This is a genomic window from uncultured Algibacter sp., assembly GCF_947495675.1.
Taxonomy (GTDB): Bacteria; Bacteroidota; Bacteroidia; order Flavobacteriales; family Flavobacteriaceae; genus Algibacter_B.
The window spans coordinates 233,448-255,475 of record NZ_CANLZX010000003.1 but is presented as its reverse complement, the minus strand read 5'-3'; the positions used below and the strand labels follow the sequence as shown (position 1 = coordinate 255,475).

The window sequence follows — 22,028 nt, the reverse complement described above, 5'->3', positions numbered from 1 at the left end:
GGTTATGCCCAAGTAAACAAAACAGGATCTATACGCGCATATCAATTTGTTAGTTTTTATGGTGCAAACAATGGTTCACAAGATGGTACAAAAGTACCAACACGATACTTGCCAGTAGGACAAGGATTTATTGTTGAAATAGAAGATAATGGTGTATTACCATTTGATGGTACCGTAGAGTTTAACAATAGCCAAAGAGTTTTTATAAAAGAGTCAGATGCAGATCCATCAAACGATCAAGTAGGGTCAGTATTTTTAAAAACTGCAAATGATAAATCAACAAAAGACAATAATTCAAAAGCATTATTAAACGAAACACCAATGCAAAAAATCCGACTAGAATTCAATTCGGTTACAGGGCCTGAGACAAGACATGAATTATTACTAGGATTTAGCGAATATACTACCGATGGCTACGATTATGGCTATGATGCGAAAAACACGGTAATAAATAACAACGATTTAAATTTAAGTTTGGAGGGCGTGAATATGAATATACAAGCTTATGGAGAAATAACTAGCGACAAGATAGTGCCACTAAATTTTAAATCATCAGGAGATAATACATTCGAGATAAGAATAACAGATACAGATAATTTAGAAGTAGGGCAAGAGATTTATTTATTAGATAATCTTACAGGGAATTATTTTGATTTAACTGAAAATTTGGCTTATACTTTTTCTTCAGAACAAGGTGTTTTTAATGAGCGCTTTAAAATTGTATTTCAAAGTAAAGTACAAAGTTTAAGTATAGAAGAACCTATAATGATCGAAAATTATGTGTATTATAAAAATGAAACAAATACGCTATATGTTAAAAATCTAGATAGAAACATAAGTAAGTTGTCTCTTGTAAATATGCTTGGACAAGTTGTTACAAATATGAAAGAAGTGTCGAAAGAACGATTAGAAAATGGTATTCAATTTAGCAATATATCAGCAGGGTCTTATGTGGTATGGATAAGAACAGATTCAGGCAAAGTAATAACTAAAAAAATTATTGTGAATTAATTTTTAAAATAAAATTAATTTAAAAAAAGACTACTTGAATAAGTAGTCTTTTTTTGTTTTTAAATGAAATGGTTTAGGGTTAAGTAATCTTAAAATGTATTTCATCGAAAATATTAGTATTATAACGCTCATATATCCCAATTGTATTTAATTTTGTCAGTATTTTAATCTATTTTTGGTGAGTGTTAATTACAATGTTTAATACGATATTGTAATTATTTAATTTTTAGTTCTCCCTAACTCTACTAATTATGAAGCTTAAATTATTTTTATTATTTACTATTTTATTTGCGTTACATAAGTCTTATGCGCTAAACATAAACCTAGACAATAGTTTAGTTATTTTAGAAAATGACTTATTAGAGCATTCAAAATCAAGTGAAGAAAGTTTATTAAAAAACAACAATTTTTCTTTTAGTCAAACAGCAAATAATGTGATGCAGAGAATCCGTTTAGATTTTAATTCTATTTCTGGACCTGGAGCAAGTAGACAACTGTTACTAGGTTTTAGTAATTTCACCACAGATGGATATGATTATGGCTATGATGCTAAAAATAGCGATGTTACAAATAATGATTTACATTTAGATTTAGATGGAGTAGATTATAATATACAAGCCTATAGTCCAATAACAACTAATAAAGAGGTGTCGCTTAATTTTAAATCTTCAGGTAATAATACCTTTGAAATTAGAGTTTCACAATTAATTAGTATGGATGACGATCAAGAGATTTATTTGAAAGATAATTTTACAAATACATATTTTAATTTAACTGATTACAAGGGGTATCGATTCACTTCAGAAGAAGGTGTTTTTAAAAATAGATTCCAAATTGTTTTCCAAAATGAACAACAAAGATTAAGTGCGGAAATATCAAAAAATATAGAAACAAGTGTATATTATCAAAATTTAACAAATAGTTTGTTTGTTAAAAAACTAACTAAAAATGTGAGCAATTTGTCTGTAGTTAACATGCAAGGACAAATAGTTTTAGAAATGATTAATATTTCGAAATCAAGATTTGAAAACGGATTACAATTTGATAATATTTCAACAGGTGCTTATGTGGTTCGTTTAAGAACAGATATAAATCAAGTTATAACAAAAAAGATTCTTGTGAATTAATCATTCATGAAATAATATAAATTTTAAAGACTACTAATTTCAGTAGTCTTTTTTTGTTTTTAAAACTAAGGGTTTTAAGGATAATTCATTAAATTCGCGAACTTATTAGAATCAACAAAAAATGAGCGCTAAATTTCCTGAATATAAAGGACTTGACTTACCAAATGTAGCTAACGAGGTTTTACAATATTGGCAAGAAAATAACATCTTTGAAAAAAGTGTGTCTACTAGAGAAGGTAAAGAATCATTTGTGTTTTTTGAAGGACCGCCTTCAGCTAACGGATTACCAGGTGTACACCATGTTTTAGCACGTGCTATTAAAGATATTTTTCCGCGTTATAAAACCATGAAGGGTTACCAAGTTAAGCGTAAAGCTGGTTGGGATACCCATGGATTACCTATAGAATTAGGTGTTGAGAAAGAATTAGGAATTACTAAAGAAGATATTGGTAAAACTATTTCTGTTGAAGATTATAATGCAGCCTGTAGAAAAGCAGTAATGCGTTATACAGATGTTTGGAATAACCTAACTCAACAAATGGGTTATTGGGTAGATATGGAAGACCCATATATTACTTATGAGCCCAAATATATGGAGTCTGTTTGGTGGTTATTAAAAGAGATTTATAATAAAAGTTTAATATACAAGGGTTATACTATCCAACCGTATTCTCCTAAAGCAGGTACAGGTTTAAGTTCACATGAGTTAAATCAACCAGGAACTTATCAAGATGTTACCGATACAACTATAGTAGCTCAGTTTAAAGCTATAGAAAATTCGTTGCCAGAATCATTAAAAAAATTCGACAACTTACATTTTTTAGCTTGGACAACTACACCTTGGACATTACCAAGTAATACCGCTTTAACAGTTGGTTCAAAAATTGATTATGTTGTTGTCGCAACATATAATCAATATACTTTTGAGCCTGTTCATGTTATACTAGCTAAAAACTTAGTTGGAAAACAATTTGCGGGTAAGTATCAGCAAACAGAAGACGTTTCAGAACTTTCAAGTTATTCAAAAGAAAATAAAAAGATACCTTATTTTATTGCTGCCGAATATAAAGGTGAAGATTTAATAGGAATTAAATACGAACAACTTTTACAATACGCTTTACCAAACGATAATCCTCAAGATGCTTTTAGAGTTATAGCTGGAGATTTCGTTACAACAGAAGATGGTACAGGAATTGTTCATACAGCGCCAACTTTTGGAGCAGATGATGCTTTGGTAGCAAAACAAGCTAAGCCAGAAGTGCCACCAATGTTGGTTAAAGATGAGAATGACAACTTAGTGCCACTTGTAGATTTACAAGGTAGATTTAGACCAGAAATGGGAGAATATGCAGGCAAATATGTTAAGAATGAATATTACAATGATGGCGAAGCTCCAAAACGTTCTGTAGATGTTGAGATTGCTATTAAATTAAAAGAAGAAAATAAAGCCTTTAAGGTTGAAAAATATAAGCACAGTTATCCTAACTGTTGGCGTACAGATAAACCAATTCTTTACTATCCGTTAGATTCTTGGTTTATAAAAGTAACCGATGTTAAGGAACGCATGTTCGAACTTAACGAAACCATAAATTGGAAACCAAAATCAACAGGAACAGGTCGTTTTGGTAATTGGTTAGCAAATGCTAACGACTGGAATTTATCACGTTCACGTTATTGGGGGATTCCACTACCAATTTGGAGAACCGAAGATGGTAAAGAAGAGATTTGTATAGGCTCTGTTGAAGAGTTAAAAGCTGAAATGAAAAAAGCTGTTTCAGCTGGAGTTCTAGCAAAAGATATTTTTGAAGATTTTGAAATTGGAAACAATTCCGATGAAAACTATGCTAAAATTGATTTACATAAAAATATTGTTGATCAAGTGGTTTTAGTATCACCAACAGGGCAGAAAATGTTCCGCGAAAGCGATTTAATTGATGTGTGGTTCGATTCTGGTTCTATGCCTTATGCACAATGGCATTATCCTTTTGAAAATGCAGATTTAATTGATAAAGGAACAACCTTTCCAGCAGATTTTATAGCAGAAGGTGTTGATCAAACACGTGGTTGGTTTTATACGCTTCATGCTATTGGAACCATGGTCTTCGATTCTGTGGCGTATAAAAACGTCGTTTCAAACGGATTAGTTTTAGATAAAAACGGACAAAAAATGTCTAAACGTCTTGGTAATGCCGTAGATCCTTTTGAAACATTAGGAAGTTATGGTGCCGATGCTACACGTTGGTACATGATTAGTAATGCAAACCCTTGGGATAATTTAAAATTCGATTTAGAAGGTATTGAAGAAGTTAAACGTAAGTTTTTTGGCACACTATACAATACCTATTCGTTTTTTCAGTTATATGCTAATCTAGATAATTTTACGTATAGTGAGGCTGATATTCCTTTAAATGAAAGGCCTGAAATAGATCGTTGGATACTTTCTGAATTACATACATTAATTCAAAAAGTAGATGCTTTTTATGCAGATTACGAGCCTACAAGAGCAGCAAGAGCCATTTCAGACTTCACACAAGATTATGTAAGTAATTGGTTTGTACGTTTAAGTAGAAGACGTTTCTGGAAAGGTGATTACCAACAAGATAAAATTTCAGCTTACCAAACACTTTATACTTGTTTGGAAACCATTGCTAAGTTAAGTGCCCCAATTGCACCTTTCTTTATGGATAGATTGTATTTAGATTTAAATGTAGCTTCAAAAAAAGAAGTATTTGAAAGTGTACATTTAGCTAATTTTCCTGTTTTTGATAATTCTTATGTTGATAAGTCTCTGGAAAACAAGATGGAAAGTGCTCAAATTATTTCATCTTTAGTATTGTCGTTAAGAGCAAAAGAGAAAATAAAAGTAAGACAACCATTACAAAAAATAATGATTCCTATAAGTGGTGAAACGCAAAAAAATGAAATATTAGCCGTTTCAGACCTTATTAAATCAGAGGTTAATGTAAAAGAAATTGAAGTTTTAGAAGATGCATCAGACATTTTAGTAAAACAGATAAAACCAAACTTTAAAGTACTGGGACCTCGTTTTGGAAAAGACATGAAAGCTGTTGCTCAGTTAGTTAATAACTTTACACAAGACGATATTAAAAACATCGAGCAAAATGGTATTTTAGACGTCGAAGTAAACGGAAAAAGTATTATCTTAGAACGTACAGATGTAGAGATTACATCTCAAGATATTGAAGGTTGGCTGGTTGCAAATGAAGGCGCTTTAACTGTAGCTTTAGATGTAACAATTACAGACGATTTAAGAAGAGAAGGTATTGCTAGGGAGTTGATTAATAGAATACAAAATTTAAGAAAAGATTCTGGTTTTGAGGTTACAGATAAAATAGATGTAACGTTTCAAAAAGATGAGCAAATTGTAAAAGCTATTGAAGCTAATAAGGCTTATATAAAATCAGAAACTTTAACGAGTGAACTTGAAATTATAGATAAATTAGAAGATGGTATAGAAATTGCATTTGATGATGTGAATACTAAACTATACATACAAAAACATTAAAATTATGGCAGATAATACCGTAAGATATTCAGACAAAGATTTAGCAGAATTTAAAGAGCTGATAACAGATAAGATAAAAAAAGCACAACACGATTTAGAGTTAATAAAAAGTGCTTACATGAATGACCATAATAATGGCACAGAAGATACATCGCCTACATTTAAGGCTTTTGATGAAGGAAGTGCTGTTATGAGTAAAGAGTCAAATTCTGCCTTGGCTATTCGCCAAGAAAAATTTATTCGCGATTTAAAAAACGCTTTAATTAGAATTGAAAACAAAACCTATGGTATTTGTCGTGTTACAGGAAAACTAATTAATAAAAAAAGATTAGAGCTTGTACCTCACGCTACTTTAAGTATTGAAGCTAAAAATATGCAACAATAGTTTTTTAAAAATGATATATTTGAAACGTCTCGTTTAAATCGAGGCGTTTTTTATTTAAACATTTTTTCACCTTGAGCGCAGGCGAAAGGTCTTAAATAAATTTTATGTCACTAAAAAAATCCATAATCCTTATTCTAATTATTTTACTTGTAGATCAGATTAGTAAAATATACATAAAAACCAATTTTGTACTTCAAGAGAGTATTGATGTTTTTAGTTGGTTCGAAATTATTTTTGTTGAAAATGATGGTATGGCTTGGGGGACAAAAATTAGTGATTTTGTGTCTTTTATATCAGATAGAACAGCTAAAGTTATATTAACATCATTTAGAATTGTTGCTATTTTTGGAATTGGTTATTGGTTATTTGATGCAACACGAAAACAGAGTTCTAAAATATTAATTATAGCTATAGCATTAATATTTTCGGGTGCTTTAGGAAACATTATTGATTCTGTATTTTATGGTGTTTTATTTGAAGACAGCTATAATCAAGTGGCAACTTTTTTGCCAGAAACAGGAGGGTATGATACTTTATTACATGGTAAAGTTGTAGATATGTTACATTTTCCATTGTTTGAAGTAGACTTACCAGAATGGTTTCCTTTCAAAGCAGGTAAACGCTTTAGCTTTTTCGATCCTGTTTTTAATATTGCAGATATGGCTATAAGTACAGGTTTTATTATGCTTATTGTATTTAATAAGAAGGCTTTTTCTAACAAAGAGTAATTACCTAAAACTCATAAGTACGTAGTGCTGTTACACAATAATCCAATCCAATATCATTCTCAAAAATATCTGTAATTTCAACTTCAGCTTCAAAAAAAGATAATCCAATTTTTAAAGTTTCAGGTTTGCAATTGGCTAAAAACCGGTCATAGAATCCTTTACCATATCCTACACGGTTTCCTTTTTTATCAAAAGCTAAAAGTGGTATAAATACTACTTCAATTTTATCATTTAAAATCTCTATACCATCAACAGGTTCAGGAATATTGTAATCATTTTTTTTAATAACTGTACTATCAGTCAGAAGAAAATGATTCATGCCTCCTGTTTCAAAATCACTTTTCGAAATCAAAATATTTTTATCTTTTCCAGAAAGGATATTCAGAATATAATCGGTATTAACTTCCTTTTGTTCTTCAATAGCTAGAAAAATATGATAAAAAGAGTATTCCCAAATAGGTAATTTTAAAACCTGATTTGAAATAGCTAAACTTAAATCGTCTATTTGATTTTCAGATAAATCATTACGAAGTCTTTTATATGTTTTTCGTAATTCGCTCTTTAACATTACCTTTTTAGTTTTGTAGATATGTGAAATAAAGCATCGCCTTGATACACAATAGGCGATTCGTTAACATTAATTATATACCCTGTATTTGATGCTTTTACAAAATAATTAAACTTACCATAGGGGTCTGTAATATTACCTAAAATATCATCTTTTTTTACAAAAGAACCAATAGATATAGAGGCTTTAAACATACCTGAATATTTAGCACGTTGCCATCTGCTATCATTAATAAAAACAGTTTCCTTTTTTGGTTGAGACGCTTTAAAAGAAGATTTTAACATGCCAAGGTGTTTTAAAACACGTTTTGAGCCGTTTACTCCAGAGTTTGTTACAATGTCATCAATGTGAAATGATTTTCCACCTTCAAAAAGTAATAAGGGTTTGCCAAGTTTATAACAAGCTGTTCTAAATGACTTTGATAAGTTAGACGAGTACAAAACAAAAGGCGCTCCAAATACTTTTGCTAAGTCGTTTAGTTCTTTTTTTTCTTTGGAATAACGCAACTGTGGTGCATTAAATCTACCAGAACCACCCGTATGAAAATCGATTACTAAATCTACATGCGGTATAATATCATGTATTAACTTATAAGCAACACGTCCTGCTAAAGATCCAGATTTACTTCCAGGAAAAACACGATTTAAATCACGTCCATCAGGAAATTCACGTTTTAAGTTTATAAATCCAAAAATATTAATAACAGGCATGCAAATAATAGTACCACATTTGGGCTTATTAATACCTTTGGCAATAAGTTGTCTTACAATTTCAACACCATTAACTTCATCACCATGAATACCGGCAGTAAACAAAACTGTTGGTCCTGGTTTTTTAGAACGTTCAATAATTACAGGAATATTTACAGGCGATGAGGTGTGTAAATTTGCCACATCAAAATTAACCTCTTTGCTTTCTCCAAGCTTTATAGTTTCACCTAGAATAGTTAATACACCATTATTTACTTGAGTCATTTATCTTTTGTTTTTTTCAATAAAAGAAATAATAGCTTTTGCAATATTGCGACCAGTAGCAGATTCTATACCTTCTAAACCAGGCGTAGAGTTTACTTCTAATAACAAAGGACCTCTAGCCGATTGTAGCATATCTACACCACAAACAGGGAGTTTTAAGGCTTTAGATGCATTCATAGCTAACTTTAGTTCATCATGATCTAGTTTTATAATATTAGCCGAGCCACCACGATGCAAATTAGACCTAAATTCACCTTCTTTGCCTTGACGTTTCATAGCGCCAACCACCTGTCCATCAACTACTAAAGCACGTAAATCGGCACCACCAGCTTCCTTAATAAATTCTTGAACAATAACTCGAGCCTCCAAACCATTAAAGGCTTCTAAAACCGATTCGGCAGCATTTTTAGATTCTGCCAAAACCACACCTAAACCTTGTGTGCCTTCTAATAATTTAATAATTACAGGAACACCGCCAACATGTTCAATAACCTCTTCAACATCTCTAGAATAGTTTGTAAATACCGTTTTAGGCATGCCAATACCTGCCTTACTTAAGCGTTGTAAGCTACGAAGCTTATCCCTAGAACGTTGTATAGCATCAGATGTTACGATAGTAAAAACACCCATTTCTTCAAATTGTCTAACCACCGCACAGCCATAAAAAGTTACCGAGGCTCCAATTCTAGGTATTATGGCATCCACATAATCTAAATATCTATCTTTATAATAAATAGTAGGTTTTTCCTTTTCAATAATAATGTCGCACTTTAAAGGGTCAATCACTTCTATTTTATGACCTCTTTTTTCGCCCTCTTCAATAAGGCGTTCGGTAGAATATAAATTCGAGTTTCTAGATAGTATTACTATATTCATTTTGCTTTTTAGAATTAGCGTTAAAAGAAACGTTTTCCAAATCTACATCAACCATAAATTTTTGCCTTAAAAACTGCCTGCCAATTAAAACAGGAAATTTCATTGCGTCTCTAGTGCTTAAAGTTAAGTTAATCTTATAAGTTTTACCAAAAAATACCACTTCAGATTTTACTTTATATCTATTTTCCTTAAAACCATTACTACTTTTTACATCTGTACGCCAAAAAGTATCAAAAATAATCTCGGTTTTACCAAAGTTTTTGTGCACATTACTATTAAAAATACAAAGTAATGCATCATCAATCTCAATAATTTCAGAACAATGTATGGTCGAGGTATATGCACCAGTATCCATTTTTACATCAATATTAAATAATCCTAATTTCGGAAAATCAATAATATCAGAGCGACCAACAATTTTTTTACTCATTTTTTTTAATTATTATATGGGCGTTACCACAAGGGTCGGGCTTTACAATACAAGTCCTCGCTCGTGCCTCGCTGTGGGCTTTTCTTTGCAATCCCTAACGCGAGTTAAACAGCAAAAGCTAATTTTTAAACAATTACTAATGTAATTTTAATAAGGTTATGCTTTTTTTAAAAGTTGCGCAATGTAGATAATTTATCGATTCAAAAAACTAAAATTATAAAATTTATATAACGTTAAATCAAACGTGTTTTCATCGAAAAAAACATTAAAATAATTACCTTTACAGTAATGGATACCCCTAATTTAGAGATACAATTAAAAACGTTACCCAGTCAGCCCGGAGTTTATCAATACTACGATAAAGAAGGGGTAATTATATACGTTGGTAAAGCCAAAAACTTAAAAAAGCGGGTAAGTTCCTATTTTACCAAAACGCACGATAACGGAAAAACTAGAGTGTTGGTAAATAAAATTGCCAATATTAAACACATAGTTGTAGAGACAGAAACCGATGCGCTTTTACTAGAAAACAACCTTATAAAAAAGCATAAACCACGATATAACGTGTTGCTTAAAGACGACAAATCCTATCCATGGATATGCATAAAAAAAGAACGTTTCCCTAGGGTGTTTTCTACTAGAAGAGTTTTTAAAGATGGTAGCGAATATTTTGGACCATACACAAGCGGAAAAACGGTGCATACGCTTTTAGATTTAATAAGAGGTTTATATAGTTTGCGCACCTGTAACTTTAATTTATCTGAAGAAAAAATAGAGACAGGCAAGTATAAAGTTTGTTTAGAATACCATTTAGGAAACTGTAAAGGTGCCTGTGAGGGTCTAGAAACCGAGGCTGAATACAACGAAAATATAAAAGCCATAAAAGAAATATTAAAAGGTAATTTTAAAGATTCATTATCGCAATTTAAAGTACAAATGCGCAATTATGCTGCAAATATGCAATTTGAAGAAGCGCAAAAAATAAAAGAAAAAGTTGAGGTTCTTGAAAATTACCAATCAAAATCTACCATTGTTAATCCTAAAATTAGTAATGTAGATGTGTTTTCTATTATGAGTGATGAGAGTTATGGTTATATTAATTTTTTACAATTATCATATGGATCTATCATTCGTTCACATACCTTAGAAATAAAAAAGAAATTAGACGAGACAGATAAAGAATTAATAGAACTTGCTATTACAGAAATTCGCCAAAGATTTAATTCCAACTCAAAAGAAATATATGTGCCTTTTAAAGTCGATTTAGGAGAAGATGTAAAAGTTACTATTCCAAAATTAGGCGATAAAAAACATATTTTAGATTTATCTCTTAGAAACGCTAAATATTTTAGAATGGAGCGTTTTAAACAAATGAAAATTGTAGATCCAGATAGGCATGCCAATCGTATTATGGCACAAATGAAGGTGGATTTACGCCTGTCGGAAGAGCCACGTCATATCGAGTGTTTCGATAACTCAAACATTCAAGGTACACATCCCGTAGCCGCATGCGTGGTTTTTAAAAACGGAAAGCCAAGTAAAAAAGATTACCGCCATTTCAATATAAAAACTGTTGAAGGTCCAGACGATTTTGCTTCAATGGAAGAGGTGGTTTATAGGCGTTACAAACGTTTGTTAGATGAAGATCAACCATTACCACAACTTATAATTATTGATGGAGGTAAAGGACAATTATCATCTGCATTAAAAAGTTTAGATGTATTAAATTTAAGAGGTAAAATAGCTATTATCGGAATTGCAAAACGTTTAGAAGAATTATTCTATCCAAATGATCCAATTCCCTTATATTTAGATAAGAAAAGTGAAACATTAAAAATTATACAGCAATTAAGAAACGAAGCACACCGTTTTGGTATTGAGCATCATAGAAATAAACGAAGCAAAACAGCCTTAAACACCGAGCTTGAAACCATAAATGGTGTTGGTGAAAAAACCGTTGTAGAATTATTAAGACACTTTAAATCGGCTAAGCGTGTTGCAAATGCCAAATTAGATGAGTTAGAGGCAGTTGTTGGAGTTTCAAGGGCAGAAAAGGTTTATAATTATTATCATGAGAAGTAAATGATTGAAACTGTTAAGTTAAGAGATAAACCAGAGTTAAAGATACATTTAAATAAAACTAGTATTAAAATTATAGCCACCTCATATCCGAAAAATTGTGGAACATTTTTGTTAAATGATATAATAGGTGTTGAGTTGACCCCGAAAAGCACAGATTGGTTTATTACAGCTTTAAGTTGGATTGTGGCTTTACTAACTACTAGTGGAGGTGGCGAAAACTATAAAAATGAGGCTAATTTAAAATTAAGAACTAAAAATCAAACTTTAAAAATATGGTTACGAAATGCCGACTTTAAAAAGGCAGAAAGGATTTCAAAATTAATAAAAGTTAAAAAAATCACTTAAGCAAACAACATTAAACTTGAATATAAAACCCATCATATTAACCCTGTTTATTTTAGCTTCACTTTCCGCGAAAGCGCAAAATGAAATAACAGAAAACCCTAAACCAAAAGTAGGTTTGGTATTAAGTGGTGGAGGTGCAAAAGGTTTAGCACATATTGGAGTTTTAAAAGTTATAGATAGTTTAGGTGTAAAAATAGACTATGTTGCAGGTACCAGTATGGGGTCTATAATTGGTGCATTATATGCTTCAGGCTATTCGGGAAAGCAGCTAGATTCCATTTTTCAAGAAATAGATTTTGATAATATTATTAACGATAATTTACCAAGATCTTCAACAGCTTTTAGCGAACGTGGTAATATGGAAAAGTATGCAGTAAAACTGCCCTTTAATAATTTTAAAATTACTTTGCCTTCAGCTCTTTCAAGAGGTCATAATACCTATAGCTTGTTTTCTAAGTTGTTATTACATGTTAACCAATTAAATGATTTTAGTAAGCTTCCTATTCCGTTTTTCTGTATTGCAACTAATATTGAAACTGGAAAACAAGTTGTTTTAGAACATGGCAATTTAACACAATCAATAATGGCAAGCGGCGCATTACCTTCTTTGTTTCAGCCTGTTAATATTAATAATGATATTTTAATTGATGGAGGTGTAGTAAATAATTATCCTATTGATGAATTGAGAGCCAAGGGCATGGATATTATTATAGGAGTCGATGTTCAAGATGGCCTAGCAACTCGTGAGGAACTTACATCTGCTCCTCAAGTTTTATTTCAATTAAATAACTTCAGAACAATTAACGATATGAAGTTAAAAGTTAAAAAAACAGATGTTTATATTAAACCCAACATTACAGATTATAATGTGGTTTCTTTCAATCAAGGAAATGAGATTATTAAATCTGGTAAATTTGCGGCTCTGTCTAAGTTGAATATTTTAAGGGAGTTAGCCAATCATTCACCTAACATTAACCAAAAACTAAAAATAAAACCAATTGATAGTGTTACCCTTAAAAATATTGATGTAAAAGGGAATAAAAATTATACAAGAGCCTATATTTTAGGTAAATTAAAACTAAAACAAGATGAAAAAATAAGCTATAATAATTTTATTAACGGTATTAATAATTTAGTAGCTACAAATAATTTTCAGTCCTTAGAATATAAATTAATAAATACTGATAAAGAGATATATGATCTTTATACTTATGTAAAAGAAGCACGTGTTAATACCTTTTTTAAACTAGGGTTACATTACGACGATTTATACAAAAGTGCAGCATTATTAAATTTAACAAAAAAGCAACTGTTATTTAAAAACGATATAGCTTCGTTAGATATTATTTTGGGTGATAATGTTCGTTATAATTTCGAGTATTTAATTGATAAGGGTTTTTATTGGAGTGTAGGTGTTAGATCAAGGTACAACCAATTTCATAAAAACATAAACGCTCAGTTATTACTAGACGATGACCAAATAACAACAACAGGCTTAAATAAAATAGATGTTAAATTAAGAGATCAAACCAATCAATTTTATTTACAAACATTATTTCGTCGCGATTTTTCTTTAAGTATTGGAGGCGAACATAAACGATTAGAAATAAATTCTGAAACCATATCTGGAAGCAACCCTGATGAAGACTTTTTGTTTGAAAAAACAGACTATTTAAGCCTTTTTGGTAATCTTAAACTAGATACTTATGATAATAAATACTTTCCTAGAAAGGGCATGTATTTTAATGGCGATTTAAACATTTATTTACATGCTTCAGGTTTTGTAGAAAATTTTAAAGATTTTTCTGTAGCTAAAGGCGATATAGGTTATGCTTTTAGTGTTTCGGATAAACTAGCATTCAATTTACAAACTAGTGGTGGTTTTAAATTAGGTGATAAATCCAATAGAACATTAGATTTTGCTTTGGGTGGATATGGTAATGATTTAATAAATAATTTTATTCCTTTTTTAGGCTATGACTTTATTTCTCTAACAGGGAATAGCTTTGTTAAGGCTACTGTTATTGCAGATTTTGAAGTGCTAAAGAAACACCATATTACTTTAGAGGGTAATTGGGCTAATATTGATGATAATATTTTTGATTCAGGAGAATGGTTAACACTTCCAAATTATAGAGGCTATACTTTAGGTTATGCTATTGAAACCTTTTTAGGTCCCGTACAAGCTAAATACAGTTATTCGCCAGAACAAAGACAAACAACTTTGTTTTTTAATATTGGTTTTTGGTTTTAATATTTTTTCCGATATTTGTTTAACCATGACACTACATTGGAAAGACTTATTATCATATCTACACTATCTCATCAAGAGAAATCCTGAGTAAGCATACTTTTCGTATCTTTATAATTACGAGTTAATTAGCCTCTTAAATTTAGTTTAAGAATTGATTCTATATTCATTTTTAAAATTTACAGTATGCCTTTTTATCATAAATTAGGAAACATTCCTTCTAAACGACATATTCAGTTTAGAAAACCAGATGGTAGTTTATATTACGAGCAATTATTTGGCACTATTGGCTTTGATGGAATGTATACAAACAGTTATCATGAGCAACGACCAACACAGGTTAAAGAAATAAAAAACCAATATAGTGTTGCGCCAAAAATTGCAAAAGCAAATAATATTAAATCCTATCGTTTAAAAGGATTTAAAGTAAAGCCAGAAAACGATTTTTTATACAGTAGGAAAACCGTATTAATTAATAGCGATTGTGCTATTATTTTGGCAGCACCAAAAGAATCTTCAAAGGATTATTTTTATAAAAATACAGATGCCGATGAGTTAATTTTCATTCATAAAGGCACAGGTAAGTTAAGAACCATGCTTGGAAATCTCGATTTTAAATATGGAGATTATTTATTAATACCAAGAGGCATTATTTATAAAATTGATTTCGATACCCAAGAAAACAGATTGTTTATTGTAGAATCTCGAAGGCCAATTTACACGCCAAAACGTTACCGAAATTGGTTTGGCCAATTATTAGAACATGCACCTTTTTGTGAACGTGATATTAGAAGACCACATGAATTAGAAACAAATAATGAAACAGGAGATTTTCTTATTAAAGTAAAAAAGCAAGACGATATAATTGAAATGGTTTATGCATCACATCCTTTTGATGTGGTTGGTTACGATGGTTATAATTATCCATATGCTTTTTCAATACATGATTTCGAGCCTATTACAGGAAGAATTCATCAACCACCACCAGTACATCAAACTTTTGAGACCGATGCTTTTGTTGTGTGCAGTTTTGTACCTCGATTATATGATTATCATCCGCAATCTATTCCAGCACCATACAACCATAGTAATATTGATAGTGATGAGGTGTTGTATTATGTTGATGGTGATTTTATGAGTAGAAACGATGTTAAGGCTGGTCATATTTCGTTGCATCCAGCAGGTATTCCTCATGGACCACATCCCGGAGCTACAGAGCGCAGTATTGGTAAAATTAAAACTGATGAACTTGCTGTTATGGTAGATACATTTAAACCATTAATGCTTACCGAAGAAGCGATGAAAATAGCTGATGATGATTATCACAAATCTTGGTTGGAGTGATTTTTAGCTAAGAGTTATTTCCTGCTTTCCAATAATGTGTTTTTTGATTAAAAATCAAAAAGTGTTGCTACACTAATTAAGGTTAGAAGGCATGGTTTAGTGAAATAAGATGCCTTCATTACCAAATAAATTAAAAAGACAATGAGTAAAGACATAAAATCAGTAAACTACGGTTTAGAAAAAATATTTAAAGGAGCTCAAGACTTCTTACCTCTTTTAGGAACAGACTATGTAGAATTCTATGTAGGTAATGCAAAACAATCGGCACATTTTTACAAAACGGCATTTGGCTTTCAATCATATGCCTATAAAGGTTTAGAAACGGGATCAAAAGATTCGGTTAGTTATGTGTTAAAACAAGACAAAATTAAATTGGTTTTAACAACGCCGCTTAGTAGTAAATCACCAATTAACGAGCATATTGTAAAGCATGGAGATGGTGTAAAAGTTATTGCACTTTGGGTTGAAGATGCTAAAAAAGCATACCAAGAAACCACGAGTAGAGGTGCTAAATCTTACATGGAGCCTGTTGTTGAAAAAGATAAAGATGGTGAGGTAATTAGAGCTGGTATTTATACCTACGGAGAAACTGTACATATGTTTGTTGAAAGAAAAAATTATAATGGTGCATTTTTGCCAGGGTTTAAAAAATGGGAAAGCGATTATAATCCAGAACCTATTGGTTTAAAATATATTGATCACATGGTTGGAAATGTAGGTTGGGGACAAATGAATACATGGGTAAAATGGTATGAGGATGTAATGGGTTTTGAAAACTTTTTATCTTTTGATGATAAACAAATACATACCGAATATTCGGCACTCATGAGTAAAGTGATGAGTAATGGTAATGGACGCATAAAATTCCCCATAAACGAACCAGCAAAAGGCAAAAAACGTTCGCAAATTGAAGAATATCTTGATTTTTACGAAGGTGCAGGTGTGCAACACATTGCAGTTGCAACGGATGATATTATTAGTTCGGTAAGTGCCTTAAGAGAAAGAGGAGTTGAGTTTTTATCAATTCCGCCAGAGGAATATTATAGAGCTGTTCCTGGTAGGTTAGAAGAACATAGTCATGAATTACGTGAAGATATTGAAGCTTTAAAGAAGTTAGGTATTATGATTGATGCTGACGAAGAAGGCTACTTATTACAAATTTTCACAAAACCTGTTGAAGATAGACCAACGTTGTTTTTTGAAATTATTCAACGTATGGGCGCTAAAGGCTTTGGAGCAGGTAATTTTAAAGCACTTTTTGAGTCTATTGAAAGAGAGCAGGCTAAAAGAGGTACACTTTAAAAATTAAAATGTATTTATTTTTATTTGATGCTAATTTCTGTTTTTTTTGTGTAAGGGATAGTAGTGAAAAGCCCATAGCTAAAGCATGAAGCGAGAACTTGCAACATATAGCCCGCCCCTTATGCTAACACCCAAATAAACATAATTAAATCGTTAATTTTGATTAATGTAACAGAAGTATAACATCTGAAAGGTTAGTGAATACAATAAAATTTATATTTTTGGAACAGTAATTGTAAATTCTTAGTTAAGCAATAAAATGTAACAACGAGAGTTACATAACAATTACCCAAAGAAAATGAAAAAATTACTACTTATATATTTCGCTATAATATCTATGCAAACTGTGTATGCACAACAAGAGTCGGCATTTGGTGATGGTGAATGGTTTAAATTTAAAATGAGTTATAGCAATTGGCTTAAAGCTGGTAACGCAACACTTACGGTTAAAGATACAAAACTTGATGATAAAGATGTATATCATGTAGTTGGTAAAGGCTGGACAACAGGCATGATAAAATGGTTTTTTAAAGTTAAAGATAGATATGAAAGCTATTTTGACAAGCATACAATTATGCCCTATAAATTTGTTAGAAATATTGATGAGGGCGGGCATACTAAAGATTTAGAAATCGATTTTGATCAAGTAAATAATAAAGCTCATGTAAATAACAAAAAGCATAAAACAAAAAAAATTATTGATACCAAACCAAATATTCAAGACATGGTATCTACCTTTTATTATTTGCGTAATAATTTGGAAATAAGTACACTAAAAAAGGGAGATGAGGTAAGAATTGATATGTTTTTTGATGAAGAAAACTATGGCTTTAAATTAAAATACCTGGGAGAAGAAACTATTGAAACCGATTTTGGAGATGTAGAGTCTTTAAAATTTAGGCCATATGTTATGGCGGGGCGTGTCTTTAAAGAAGAAGAAAGTTTAACACTATGGGTGTCAAAAGACAAAAATAAAGTACCTTTACGCATCAAGGCAGATTTGGCTGTAGGCTCTCTAAGGGCAGACCTTGAGGCTTTTAAAGGATTGAAACATCCTTTTAAAATTCTTGTTAATAATTAAGACATTTTGAAATCTAAGATAACCAATCAACTTAAAGATAAATACGAAGCTATAGACCAAGATGTTGAGGTGCATTTAGAAGGTTTACTACATAGCAAACCCATTAACTATTGGGATTATATACAAACAGACGCTTTACTAAATTTGCAAGTACAACGTACTGTTTTTCCTGATGAGAATGTATTTATAATGTATCATCAAGTAAATGAATTACTATTTAAAATGGTACTTTCTGAAATGGATCAGATAGCACGGCACAACAATATAGATACAGAAACATTTACATCTAAAATAAATCGAATTAGCCGTTATTTTGATGTATTAACATCCTCATTTAGCATTATGAAAGATGGAATGGATGTTGACCAATACAATAAATTTAGAACAACATTAACACCTGCAAGTGGTTTTCAAAGCGCACAATATAGAAAAATTGAATTCGCTTCTACAGAACTTATAAATCTTATAGATAAGCGATTTAGAAACTCAATTGATAAAAATTCTACTTATGAGCATGCTTTTGAGCATTTATATTGGCAAGCAGCAGGGAAGGATTATAAAACAGGAAAAAAAACATATACTTTATCTGCTTTTGAGGCCCGTTATAAGGAGGAATTTATTAGATTTACTAAGTTTTATCAAGATAATAACTTGTGGAGTAAATTTAAAACATTACCAAAAAAAGATCAAGCAAATAAAGACTTGATTAAAGCCATGCGTCACTATGATTATACGGTAAATATAAAATGGGTAATGGCGCATTATAACACAGCAAATCATTATTTAAATATTAACGGTAAAACTGCAGAAGCAACAGGAGGAAGTGAATGGGTAAAATATATGCACCCAAAATATCAAAAAAGAATATTTTTTCCAGATTTATGGACCGAGAAAGAAATAGCAACGTGGGGATTAGATGTTTAACATTTGTTTTATTAGCAATAAGCTTCTTTGGTTGTAAAGAAGACCAAAAACAAGAAGTCAATGATATCGTAGAGGTAATTGAAGAACCAAAAGAAGTTTTTGAGTTTGGTTTTAAAGTAGATGACTACATTATTAAAAGAGATACTATTAGGCGTGGAGATAGCTTTGGTGAAATTTTAGAACGCAACAAAGTAGGTTATCCGAAAATTTTTAATATTGCTGAAATTGCAAAAGATACTTTTGATATACGCCGACTACAAGTAGGTAAACCATATACACTTCTGTGTACTAAAGATTCTTTAGAAACACCAAAATGTTTTATTTACCAACCAAATCTTGAAGAGTATGTAGTAATTAATTTTCAAGATTCTATTCATGCTTATACAAGTAGAAAGCCTATTACTTATGTAGAAAAAACAGCAACTGGAATAATAAATAGTAATATCTCTGAAACATTAGAAGAACAAGGTTTAAGTCCTAGGTTAGCCTATAAAATGGCTGATGATATTTATGCTTGGACTATCGATTTTAGAAGACTTCAAAAAGGAGATCGATTCAAAGTTATTTACACAGACAAATATATTGACGATACCATTTACACGGGTGTACACAACATAAAAGCAGCCTACTTTGAGCATAATAAAGAACCTTTTTATGCTTTTGAATTTGTTACAGATTCAACTAAAGGGATAGTAGATTATTTTAGCGAAGATGCTAAAAACTTACGTCGAGCTTTTTTAAAAGCACCAGTAAAGTTTAGTAGAATATCATCGCGTTATAATTTAAAGCGACGCATTGCGGTTTATGGTTTTAAATTAAGACCTCATAAAGGAACCGATTTTGCTGCACCAATAGGAACACCAATAATGGCTACTGCAAATGGTACTGTTATAGACTCTAAAAAAAGAGGAGGCAATGGTAATTATGTAAAAATAAGACATAATGCTACTTACGAAACGCAATACCTTCACATGAAAAAGCGTAAAGCTAAGGTTGGAGATTTTGTGAAACAAGGCGATGTTATAGGTTGGGTAGGTATGACGGGAAATACAGGAGGCCCTCACGTATGTTACCGTTTCTGGAAAAACGGAAAACAAGTAGATCCATTTAAACAAAAATTACCTGAGGCTAAACCTATATCAGATTCATTAAAAGTAGAGTATTTAAAATTTATTGAACCTATAAAAACACAACTAGATAATATTCATTTTTTAGAAGATGTTTTTGAAGAGCAAAATCAACCAGAACACACAATAAAACAGAACAATAATCTTATATCATTTAATCGTTAATACACATGGCACTACCAAGCATAAACCCTACTACAACAAATTCATGGAAAAAATTACAAGAACATTATAATGAAGTAAAAGATGTTCATATGAAAGATTTATTTGCCGATGATAAAAATAGAGCAAATGAGTTTACTATTAAATGGGATGATTTTTATGTTGACTTTTCAAAAAACAGAATAACAACAGAGACATTTAAATACCTCTTAGAATTGGCAGATGATGTCAATCTAAAAAAGGCTATTAAAAGTCAATTTTCGGGTGAAATTATAAATGAAACAGAAGGTAGGGCTGTTTTGCATACAGCATTAAGAGCCCCAAAAACAGCAGAATTTAAAGTTGAAGGTAAAAATGTAATGCCAGAGGTTTATCAAGTAAAAGAAAAAATTGAAGGTTTTACAAATGAAGTTGTAAAAGGTGAACGTAAAGGCTATACAGGAAAACCATTTACAGATGTTGTAAATATTGGTATTGGAGGTTCCGATCTTGGTCCGGCTATGGTTGTAGATTCTTTACAATTCTATAAAAACCATTTAACAACGCACTTTGTAAGTAATGTAGATGGCGATCATGTAAACGAAGTTATTAAAAAACTAAATCCAGAAACAACCCTATTTGTTATTGTTTCAAAAACGTTTACTACACAAGAAACACTATCAAATGCTAATACGCTAAAAGAGTGGTTTTTAAAATCAGCATCAGAAGATGCTATTGCAAAACATTTTGTAGCCGTTTCAACAAACATTGAAAAGGTAAAAGGTTTTGGAATAGATGAAAATAATATTTTTCCAATGTGGGATTGGGTTGGTGGTCGTTTTTCATTATGGAGTGCAGTAGGTTTAACTATAAGCCTGGCAGTTGGTTATAATAATTTTGATAGTTTACTTAAGGGTGCTAACAAAATGGACGAACATTTTAAAAATGAAGATTTTGATAAAAATATTCCTGTGGTTTTAGCACTTATAAGTGTTTGGTATAACAACTTTTTTGGTGCTGAAAGTGAAGCTATAATTCCATATTCTCAATATTTAAATCAGTTTGCAACGTATTTGCAACAAGGTATTATGGAAAGTAATGGTAAAAGTGTTGATAGAAATGGTAATCTAATTAATTATCAAACAGGAACTATTATTTGGGGAGAGCCAGGTACAAATTCACAACACGCCTTTTTTCAATTAATTCATCAAGGTACTAAGTTAATTCCTGCAGATTTTATTGGATTTGCTAAATCATTACATGGCAACCAGGATCATCAAGATAAATTAACTTCAAACTTTTTAGCGCAAACAGAAGCTTTGTTAAATGGTAAAACAAAAGCAGAAGTAGAAGCAGAAGGAACAAGTTCTAGTATAGTTCCGTTTAAAATTTTTAAAGGTAATAAACCAACAAATACAATATACATTGAAAAGTTATCACCAGAAAGTTTAGGAAAGTTAATAGCTATGTATGAACATAAAATATTTGTTCAAGGCATAATCTGGAATATTTTTAGTTATGATCAATTTGGTGTAGAATTAGGAAAACAGTTGGCTTCAAAAATTTTACAAGAATTTAACAGTAGTGCTAATAATGAACATGATTCCTCAACCAATAATTTATTAGATTATTATAAGCAAATATCTTAAAACACAGGATTATTCTTAGCAAAATACCCGAAAGGCAATAATATTAATGATGTTATTGCCTTTTTTATTGTTAAAAACTATTTCATTTGTTAATAATTAGTTAATATTATTAGGTTAATAATATGTACTTTTGCGTCGACTAATTTCAAACAATTAA

General features: G+C 31.0%; 18 protein-coding genes. 14 read left to right on the top strand and 4 right to left on the bottom strand.

The window, feature by feature from the left end; all coding sequences use genetic code 11:
- The 5 genes from Q0842_RS03740 to Q0842_RS03720 all read left to right on the top strand — a co-directional run.
- Nucleotides 1-1,011, top strand: a 1,011-nt coding sequence (locus Q0842_RS03740; protein WP_298494478.1) for a T9SS type A sorting domain-containing protein, incomplete at its 5' end; no start/stop codon positions are given.
- Between the two features lie 251 nt (nucleotides 1,012-1,262).
- Nucleotides 1,263-2,138: a T9SS type A sorting domain-containing protein gene (locus Q0842_RS03735; protein WP_298494476.1), complete on the top strand. Its 876-nt coding sequence runs from the start codon at nucleotides 1,263-1,265 to the stop codon at nucleotides 2,136-2,138.
- A gap of 121 nt (nucleotides 2,139-2,259) precedes the next feature.
- The gene (gene ileS, locus Q0842_RS03730; protein WP_298494474.1) at nucleotides 2,260-5,664 is read left to right on the top strand and encodes an isoleucine--tRNA ligase; all 3,405 of its coding nucleotides are present in this window, start codon (nucleotides 2,260-2,262) and stop codon (nucleotides 5,662-5,664) included.
- Between the two features lie 4 nt (nucleotides 5,665-5,668).
- Entirely contained in the window at nucleotides 5,669-6,049 is a 381-nt protein-coding gene (locus tag Q0842_RS03725) for a TraR/DksA C4-type zinc finger protein (protein WP_298494472.1), read from the top strand.
- Between the two features lie 104 nt (nucleotides 6,050-6,153).
- Nucleotides 6,154-6,777 (top strand): lipoprotein signal peptidase, encoded by a 624-nt coding sequence (locus tag Q0842_RS03720; protein WP_298494470.1) that lies wholly within the window; start codon nucleotides 6,154-6,156, stop codon nucleotides 6,775-6,777.
- Between the two features lie 4 nt (nucleotides 6,778-6,781).
- Here the strand turns inward: Q0842_RS03720 and Q0842_RS03715 are convergent, their stop codons facing one another.
- Genes Q0842_RS03715 through Q0842_RS03700 form a run of 4 tightly spaced genes read right to left on the bottom strand, consistent with a single transcriptional unit; the run spans nucleotide 6,782 to nucleotide 9,625 of the window.
- Nucleotides 6,782-7,345, bottom strand: a complete 564-nt coding sequence (locus Q0842_RS03715; protein WP_298494468.1) for a 5-formyltetrahydrofolate cyclo-ligase — start codon at nucleotides 7,343-7,345, stop codon at nucleotides 6,782-6,784.
- Nucleotides 7,345-8,319 (bottom strand): succinylglutamate desuccinylase/aspartoacylase family protein, encoded by a 975-nt coding sequence (locus Q0842_RS03710; RefSeq protein WP_298494466.1) that lies wholly within the window; start codon nucleotides 8,317-8,319, stop codon nucleotides 7,345-7,347. The genes Q0842_RS03715 and Q0842_RS03710 overlap by 1 nt, the downstream gene beginning before the upstream one ends.
- Nucleotides 8,320-9,195 carry a 30S ribosomal protein S6--L-glutamate ligase gene (gene rimK / locus Q0842_RS03705; RefSeq protein ID WP_298494464.1) on the bottom strand — a complete coding sequence of 292 codons (876 nt, stop codon included), beginning with the start codon at nucleotides 9,193-9,195 and terminating at the stop codon, nucleotides 8,320-8,322.
- Nucleotides 9,173-9,625 (bottom strand): RimK/LysX family protein, encoded by a 453-nt coding sequence (locus tag Q0842_RS03700; protein WP_298494462.1) that lies wholly within the window; start codon nucleotides 9,623-9,625, stop codon nucleotides 9,173-9,175. The genes rimK and Q0842_RS03700 overlap by 23 nt, the downstream gene beginning before the upstream one ends.
- A gap of 288 nt (nucleotides 9,626-9,913) precedes the next feature.
- Between Q0842_RS03700 and uvrC the strand changes: the two genes are divergently transcribed.
- The 9 genes from uvrC (at nucleotide 9,914) to pgi (ending at nucleotide 21,871) form a co-directional block, all read left to right on the top strand.
- Nucleotides 9,914-11,707, top strand: coding sequence for an excinuclease ABC subunit UvrC (uvrC, locus tag Q0842_RS03695; protein WP_298494460.1), 1,794 nt, complete (start codon nucleotides 9,914-9,916; stop codon nucleotides 11,705-11,707).
- Nucleotides 11,708-12,052: a hypothetical protein gene (locus tag Q0842_RS03690; protein ID WP_298494458.1), complete on the top strand. Its 345-nt coding sequence runs from the start codon at nucleotides 11,708-11,710 to the stop codon at nucleotides 12,050-12,052.
- A gap of 16 nt (nucleotides 12,053-12,068) precedes the next feature.
- Nucleotides 12,069-14,306, top strand: a complete 2,238-nt coding sequence (locus Q0842_RS03685) for a patatin-like phospholipase family protein (protein WP_298494456.1) — start codon at nucleotides 12,069-12,071, stop codon at nucleotides 14,304-14,306.
- 183 nt (nucleotides 14,307-14,489) lie between these two features.
- Nucleotides 14,490-15,647, top strand: coding sequence for a homogentisate 1,2-dioxygenase (locus Q0842_RS03680; protein ID WP_298494454.1), 1,158 nt, complete (start codon nucleotides 14,490-14,492; stop codon nucleotides 15,645-15,647).
- Nucleotides 15,648-15,788: 141 nt separating this feature from the next.
- On the top strand, nucleotides 15,789-16,949 hold the full coding sequence (gene hppD, locus Q0842_RS03675; protein ID WP_298494452.1) for a 4-hydroxyphenylpyruvate dioxygenase: 1,161 nt from the start codon (nucleotides 15,789-15,791) through the stop codon (nucleotides 16,947-16,949).
- Between the two features lie 298 nt (nucleotides 16,950-17,247).
- Nucleotides 17,248-18,030, top strand: coding sequence for a DUF3108 domain-containing protein (locus Q0842_RS03670; RefSeq protein WP_298494450.1), 783 nt, complete (start codon nucleotides 17,248-17,250; stop codon nucleotides 18,028-18,030).
- A gap of 6 nt (nucleotides 18,031-18,036) precedes the next feature.
- On the top strand, nucleotides 18,037-18,954 hold the full coding sequence (locus Q0842_RS03665) for a tryptophan 2,3-dioxygenase family protein (RefSeq protein WP_298494448.1): 918 nt from the start codon (nucleotides 18,037-18,039) through the stop codon (nucleotides 18,952-18,954).
- Nucleotides 18,912-20,246: a peptidoglycan DD-metalloendopeptidase family protein gene (locus Q0842_RS03660; protein ID WP_298494446.1), complete on the top strand. Its 1,335-nt coding sequence runs from the start codon at nucleotides 18,912-18,914 to the stop codon at nucleotides 20,244-20,246. Before Q0842_RS03665 ends, Q0842_RS03660 begins: the two co-directional genes overlap by 43 nt.
- Before the next feature lie 5 nt (nucleotides 20,247-20,251).
- The gene (pgi, locus tag Q0842_RS03655; RefSeq protein ID WP_298494444.1) at nucleotides 20,252-21,871 is read left to right on the top strand and encodes a glucose-6-phosphate isomerase; all 1,620 of its coding nucleotides are present in this window, start codon (nucleotides 20,252-20,254) and stop codon (nucleotides 21,869-21,871) included.
- Nucleotides 21,872-22,028 lie beyond the last annotated feature (157 nt).

Bases quoted from the DNA above. Each gene is read 5' to 3' on its own strand.
- Q0842_RS03735 (WP_298494476.1), top strand. From the start codon at position 1,263: ATGAAGCTTAAATTATTTTTATTATTTACTATTTTATTTGCGTTACAT.
- ileS (WP_298494474.1), top strand. From the start codon at position 2,260: ATGAGCGCTAAATTTCCTGAATATAAAGGACTTGACTTACCAAATGTA.
- Q0842_RS03725 (WP_298494472.1), top strand. From the start codon at position 5,669: ATGGCAGATAATACCGTAAGATATTCAGACAAAGATTTAGCAGAATTT.
- Q0842_RS03720 (WP_298494470.1), top strand. From the start codon at position 6,154: ATGTCACTAAAAAAATCCATAATCCTTATTCTAATTATTTTACTTGTA.
- Q0842_RS03715 (WP_298494468.1), bottom strand. From the start codon at position 7,345: ATGTTAAAGAGCGAATTACGAAAAACATATAAAAGACTTCGTAATGAT.
- Q0842_RS03710 (WP_298494466.1), bottom strand. From the start codon at position 8,319: ATGACTCAAGTAAATAATGGTGTATTAACTATTCTAGGTGAAACTATA.
- rimK (WP_298494464.1), bottom strand. From the start codon at position 9,195: ATGAATATAGTAATACTATCTAGAAACTCGAATTTATATTCTACCGAA.
- Q0842_RS03700 (WP_298494462.1), bottom strand. From the start codon at position 9,625: ATGAGTAAAAAAATTGTTGGTCGCTCTGATATTATTGATTTTCCGAAA.
- uvrC (WP_298494460.1), top strand. From the start codon at position 9,914: ATGGATACCCCTAATTTAGAGATACAATTAAAAACGTTACCCAGTCAG.
- Q0842_RS03690 (WP_298494458.1), top strand. From the start codon at position 11,708: ATGATTGAAACTGTTAAGTTAAGAGATAAACCAGAGTTAAAGATACAT.
- Q0842_RS03680 (WP_298494454.1), top strand. From the start codon at position 14,490: ATGCCTTTTTATCATAAATTAGGAAACATTCCTTCTAAACGACATATT.
- hppD (WP_298494452.1), top strand. From the start codon at position 15,789: ATGAGTAAAGACATAAAATCAGTAAACTACGGTTTAGAAAAAATATTT.
- Q0842_RS03670 (WP_298494450.1), top strand. From the start codon at position 17,248: ATGAAAAAATTACTACTTATATATTTCGCTATAATATCTATGCAAACT.
- Q0842_RS03660 (WP_298494446.1), top strand. From the start codon at position 18,912: ATGGACCGAGAAAGAAATAGCAACGTGGGGATTAGATGTTTAACATTT.
- pgi (WP_298494444.1), top strand. From the start codon at position 20,252: ATGGCACTACCAAGCATAAACCCTACTACAACAAATTCATGGAAAAAA.